At 53.8% G+C, this 6,181-nt stretch carries 4 protein-coding genes; 1 reads left to right on the forward strand and 3 read right to left on the reverse strand.

The window, feature by feature from the left end; translation table 11 throughout:
- Nucleotides 1–275 precede the first annotated feature (275 nt).
- On the reverse strand, nt 276–1,181 hold the full coding sequence (locus RC85_RS24340; protein WP_068267348.1) for a YdcF family protein: 906 nt from the start codon (nt 1,179–1,181) through the stop codon (nt 276–278).
- Between the two features lie 300 nt (nt 1,182–1,481).
- Here RC85_RS24340 and RC85_RS27180 point away from each other — a divergent pair, with 300 nt between their 5' ends.
- The gene (locus tag RC85_RS27180; protein ID WP_068267349.1) at nt 1,482–2,141 is read left to right on the forward strand and encodes a hypothetical protein; all 660 of its coding nucleotides are present in this window, start codon (nt 1,482–1,484) and stop codon (nt 2,139–2,141) included.
- A gap of 336 nt (nt 2,142–2,477) precedes the next feature.
- On the opposite strand, the gene RC85_RS24355 is transcribed toward RC85_RS27180, so the two are convergent.
- Both RC85_RS24355 and RC85_RS24360 read right to left on the reverse strand, forming a co-directional pair.
- The gene (locus RC85_RS24355; RefSeq protein ID WP_068267351.1) at nt 2,478–5,105 is read right to left on the reverse strand and encodes an ATP-dependent Clp protease ATP-binding subunit; all 2,628 of its coding nucleotides are present in this window, start codon (nt 5,103–5,105) and stop codon (nt 2,478–2,480) included.
- A gap of 212 nt (nt 5,106–5,317) precedes the next feature.
- Complete coding sequence (locus RC85_RS24360; protein WP_149752857.1) at nt 5,318–5,899, reverse strand: tetratricopeptide repeat protein; 582 nt, start codon at nt 5,897–5,899, stop codon at nt 5,318–5,320.
- Between the last annotated feature and the right edge of the window lie 282 nt (nt 5,900–6,181).

The raw sequence follows: 6,181 nt of genomic DNA on the forward strand, positions 1-6,181 counted from the left end.
CGGCACATTTCCCTGATCGCCAGTATGTAGGCCGTAGCGAGCCATAGCGAGTTACGGCAATTTGCGCAACGCCGTAACTCGCTATGGCTCGCTACTGCCTACGTTTGGGTTTTTTACTGGACCAAAACTCTTCACGGCGCCAGGTAACGCCTCGGGCATTTGCGTAGGCCCGGCCGCTTACGCGATCACGGCTCACAACTCAATTTGAAAAACTGAGTTGCCCTGGACTCGCTGCTTTCGTGGAGCGAAAGGCGACTATAGAAAACCGCTTGTTTTTAACGTCCAGCGAACTTTGCGAGTGTTTCTTTCAAGGCACGACCAAAGTCGGCGGCTGCGTCTGCGTCCGGGATCAGTCTTCTTGGTGAGATCGTTCCGAAGGTTGACGTGCGAAAACAGGTCGCCAAAGGTTCCAATTCGATCTGTTGATCCAAACCTTCGGCTTCGGCTAAACGGACAGCTCGTTTCAAATGAAAAGCGCTGGTGATCAAAGCCACTTTGCCTAACTCGGATCGTTCAGGAAATCCTTCTTGCGGTTGCTTGAAAAACAGCCTCAGCTTTTGCATCTCTTGAGCCGTGTTTTCGCCGCCGACACGGAAGATCGCTTCCGCTGGCACACCAAGACTGGCCAACATTTGCTCGCCAAGATCTTTGGGATGGAACTCACCACCTGGGTCTTCACCAGTGCAGATGATCGACTTGGTCAATCCTTGGTGCCAAAGCTGGGCCGCCGAGATAACGCGTTCGCCGTCTTGTCCGGCTTCGGGCGTGCCCGCTGCGGTAACGCCGATTCCGCCACCAAGCACGATGACGCTGCGGAACGGAGTGGCGGTCGTTGCCGTTGGCTGTTCTTCGGGCCATTCGATCTGGCGCAGAAAAATCTGCGAGGCAATCGAGTTCGCACCCACGGTCAGCAACACAAACGCGATCGTGAACGCAACAAAAACCGATTTGCGTTTTCGGCGGCAGAACGCGATCAGACTTCCCAACAGTAGCATCCACAACAGACCCAGCGGCATGCACAAGGCGGTCGCCGCTCGCGTCGCATTGGTGCGGCCTTCGATCACATAGGTTCCCAGTATGATGAAGCCGGCCAAGCCAATGCAAATCGTTACCGCGTGGAGAAACAGATCGGCATGCCCTTTTTTGACGGGCAATTTCTGGTGATGAGATCGCTCGGACATAGTTGCAGAAACGGGTTTGACGGGATGGTAGTTGCCGACATCCTATTCATCGACCCAGGAAAACGCTGCTTCAAATGTTTCAGCAACAGCATCGTTTGTTCACCATGGTAACCATGGCGCACTTGAAACGATTTTGACGGCTGATTTCATAGCTGATCCCGCCAGTCTGGCGATGAAAAGTTTAGCCGCTTGGGTAACGCCCAGCGCCGTGAAGAGATTTGATCCCGAAAAACACGTGTTAGTTCGTTTAGCCGCGTGGGCATCGCCCCGCACGTCATGCAACCCCGAACGCGCGGGGCGATGCCCACGCGGTTAAACGAACTAGAAACTGTTCACGGCGATGCGCTAATCACACTTACGGAAAGGCGCAAAAAAAAAACGAACCCCGCAGAATGGGATTCGTTCAATGATTCTTTCAAACTTCACAGCCATCATTGGCTGTGGGATTTAACAATTCAGTCCCAGATGGGACCTCAGTTCCAGATGGGAACTCAGTTCCAGCAAGGAACTCAGTGGCAGCAAGGATCTGGGCAGCAAGCGCTGCGTGCGGCACGACGTGCCTTCAGCTTTGCGAACAAACCACAACGCTTCTTTGGTGCGCAACAGGTAGGCTCTGGGGCGCAAACTGGTTCAGGTGCTGGGCAGCAAACTGGTTGCGGTGCTGGGGCGCAAACTGGCTCAGGAGCTGGGCAGCAGACTGGTTGCGGTGCTGGGGCGCAAACTGGTTCTGGTGCTGGGCAGCAGACCGGTTCTGGCTCTGGGCAGCAAACAGGTTCTGGTGCTGGGCAGCATGGCTCAGGAGCTGGGCAGCAAGCGGCTTTCTTCTTGAAACAACCGAACAATCCGGCGTCGGCCGAAGGAGCAGTTGCGAAGCTTGCGCTGGCGATCAATGTCAAAGCCAAAATCATTCGTACCATCGGTAACACTCATTTCTTAAGTAGTGAAGTGACACGCCCGTGAAATGGGCAAGGTGCGCAGAGTTTAAGGATCGGATGGATTGCGTCAAGCGTCTAAACTGGGTTGCGGGCTTCGGAGCGACAGCTATCGCTTAATCCGCATCTAACAGCGTGATTAACGGTCTTCTCGCTGTGATTGGTGAACAAGATGACAGTAAAAAAACCTAGGCCAACGAGAAAAAATTGCGGATTTTTGCGTCCGATTACGCTTGTCAGGCTCCAACCAAAGAACAAACGCCAAGCCTGATTGATCAGACTTGGCGTTTGAAACGCTTTGTTGGAACTCGGTATCACTCGCTGAAAACACCCAAGCCGAAGCCCAGCGTTCAAGCAAGCAACATTATTCCTCGCTTGAACCTGAACCGGCCGCGATGGGCTCTTGTTCTGGGACTCCGCGTGTTTCGCCCTGGAAATCCAGACGAACCACCTTCACCTTGTCACCGTTTTCATCGACCAAACGGCCAGTCTTCTCATCGGTGCTGACCTTGGACGGATCAATGACATCACCATCCTTGTTGTGCATGATGCCGGTGACCGTGATCGTGTCCTTGCCTTCGAAGGTGCCTTGCAGCAATTCTTCGCTGAGCGGATCCTCGATTCGTTGTTCGATCGCACGACGAAGCGGGCGAGCACCGTAATCCAGGTTGCTGCCTTCTTTGATCAAGAATTCCTTGGCACCATCGGTCAATTCCAACTGCAAACCACGATCGATCAAACGTTCGCGAACCTTGGAAAGCTCGAAGTCGATGACGGTTTTCAGGTCTTCCTTGTTCAAGTGGCGGAAGATGATCGTGTCGTCCAAACGGTTTAGGAATTCCGGTCGGAAGACGCGTTCGATCTGATCCATCACGCGAGCCTTCATCGAATCGTAGCTGGCGTCGCCATCGGGTTTCTGGAAACCAAACGACGATTCGTTCTTGATCGCTTCGGCACCCGCGTTGGTGGTCATGATCAGGATCGTGTTTCGGAAGTCGATGTTGCGACCGAACGAATCCGTCAAACGACCTTCTTCCATGACTTGCAACATCATGTTGAAGACGTCGGGGTGAGCCTTTTCGATTTCGTCAAACAGGACAACCGCATAAGGACGGCGACGAATCTTCTCGGTCAACTGACCGCCTTCTTCGTAACCGACGAATCCGGGAGGTGCCCCGACCAGGCGGCTGACGTTGTGCTTTTCCATGTACTCGGACATGTCGATTTGCACGAGCGCATCGGCATCACCAAACATGTATTCGGCAAGTGCTTTCGCCAACAACGTTTTACCGACACCGGTTGGACCAGCGAAGATGAACGAACCGGTCGGACGCTTCGGATCTTTCAATCCACTGCGACTACGACGCACTGCTTTGGACACCGCCGATACAGCCGCTTCTTGGCTGACGACGCGTTTGTGTAGTTCGTCTTCCATCTGCATCAGACGCAGCGAATCTTCGGTCGACAAACGGGTCAACGGAATGCCGGTCATCTTACTGACCACTTCGGCGATGATCTCTTCATCGACGACGCCGTCGGTTTGCTGAGACTTCTCGCGCCATTCCGCGGTGATCTGATCCTTCTTCTTACGAAGCTTTTCAGCTTGATCACGCAGATTGGCCGCCTTCTCGAAGTCTTGGTTCGCAACGGCGTCTTCTTTTTCCTTGTTCAGCTTTTCGACTTCTTCGTCGATTTCCTTCAAATCTGGTGGACGAGTCATGGTGCGAAGTCGCACCCGTGCACCGGCTTCGTCAATCACGTCGATCGCCTTGTCGGGCAAGCAACGTGCAGTGATGTATCGCTCGCTCATTTCGACTGCGGCGACAACCGCATCGTCGGTGAACTGAACTCGGTGGTGTTCTTCGTAACGACCGCGAAGCCCCTTCAGGATCTCGATCGTTTCGTCTTTCCCAGTCGCTTCGACGATGATCTCTTGGAACCGCCGTGCCAGTGCATTGTCTTTTTCGATGTACTTACGGTACTCGTCCAACGTCGTCGCACCGATGCACTGAATTTCGCCTCGAGCCAAAGCAGGCTTCAGCACATTCGCAGCATCGATCGCACCTTCGGCACCACCAGCACCAACCAGGGTGTGGAGTTCGTCGATGAACAGGATCGTGTTCTTGACGCGGCGAACCTCGGTCATGACTGCTTTGATTCGTTCTTCAAACTGACCGCGGTACTTGGTACCGGCGACCATCATCGCTAGGTCAAGCACAACGATTCGTTTGTCGGCCAAGATCTCTGGCACTTCGCCTTCGATCACCTTTTGTGCAAAGCCTTCGACGATGGCGGTTTTACCGACACCCGCTTCGCCCAACAGGACCGGGTTGTTCTTGGTACGACGACACAGAATCTGAATCGCTCGTTCGATTTCACGAGCACGACCGATGACGGGATCCAGTTCGCCCTTCTTGGCTAGCTCGGTCAAGTCGCGACCGAACGAATCCAGTGCAGGCGTCTTGCTCTTGCCGCTTTTGCCCGATGATGACGATCCACCATCGCTGCCTTCGCCGGTACGTCCGCCGCGTTCGCCGACTTCCGCACCTTCCAAACCGTGCCCAAGCAGGTTCAAGACTTCCTCGCGGACGTCTTCCAATTTCAGACCCAGGTTCATTAACACCTGAGCCGCAACGCCTTCTTGTTCACGAAGCAAACCCAACAGGATGTGCTCGGTGCCGACGTAGCTGTGGTTCAGGTTGCGAGCTTCCTCCATCGAATACTCGATGACCTTCTTCGCTCGCGGAGTTTGTGGCAACTTGCCCACGGTGACCATTTCAGGACCACTTTGGACCAGCTTTTCGACCTCGAGGCGAATTTTTCGCAAATCGACCTCGAGGTTTTTCAGGACATTGGCGGCGACGCCGGAGCCCTCTTTGACCAGCCCAAGCAGGATATGCTCGGTGCCGATGTATTCATGGTTGAACCGCTGAGCCTCTTGGTTGGCCAATTGCATGACCTTGCGGGCGCGGTCTGTAAATCGTTCGTACATAAGTTTATCTCTCTGTCAGTCTGGCGAATTTGCCGAAGCAGTCCCCACCCAATGCAAACGCTAAGCCAGGAAACGCAGAACATGCGGATGATCGTTCAAGTCATTGAATTCTACCGGTGAAGTCAAAATTCGGGGATAGGAGCTTCTAGGGAAGTGGGGAAGGAAACGAATTAATTTAGAAGTTTTCAGTCAAATCAAATTCATCAAACCATTTACGCTGCCATTCGTGACGAATCTGTCATATCGGCAGCATTGGAATCGCTTGGCGTGTCGTCTTGTCTGTCAGTATGCCGTTCTTCTCGTGACTTTTCTTCCTCGATTTCCGCCTGATTCAGCCGATCGGCCGCCCGATCAAGCCGCAGTTGCTCGGCCGCAATCTCCAAAAACCAATGATCAGCGACTTCTAAGCGGCCAATTTCCTTCATCAACATCCTTGCCGATTCCAGTCGATCGGTTTGCCGGTACACACCCGCCAATAACAACAACGCCGGCGGATCACGATGTTCAATTGCTAGCACATCGCCCAGCAAACGCTCAGCCCGTTCCCAATGGCCTCGTAAATAAGCAGCATGCGCGGCCGGAAATTCATCCGGTGCTTCGCTGATCACACGCGGAGCGACCAATTCGGGCAATTCACGACTGCTGCGAACGATCAAAAAACCCCACACGGCCAGACCGACCCAGAATGCCATCTTGGCTAATCCGCTGGGCAACCAACCCGGAAAAATGAAGCAGGTCACCAGCACAAAGTTTAATGCCAGTGCGAACGCGATCGCCATCGGAAGTGCAGACAAACGCCCGCGCCACCAAAGTTCCGGCAAACCCGGCCAAAGACAAGTTAGATAATGAGCCGATCCCATAGTGTTTATCTACGGGTAGCCGGTCCGTCACGACAAGATGTTTTGGCAAAGATCGATTCGTGGCAGTTGCAGGCACGCCAATCGGTGACTGTCCCGAAATAACTTCCCGGTTTTCTCGTAGCTGGGCCCGCCAGGGTTCAGTACCTGCTCAGTCCATCATTAGCTGTACCCGACTGAACCCTGGCGGGCCCAGCTACGAAAGATTTCGCCAAATAC

Source organism: Rubripirellula obstinata, from assembly GCF_001642955.1.
Classification (GTDB): Bacteria; Planctomycetota; Planctomycetia; order Pirellulales; family Pirellulaceae; genus Rubripirellula; species Rubripirellula obstinata.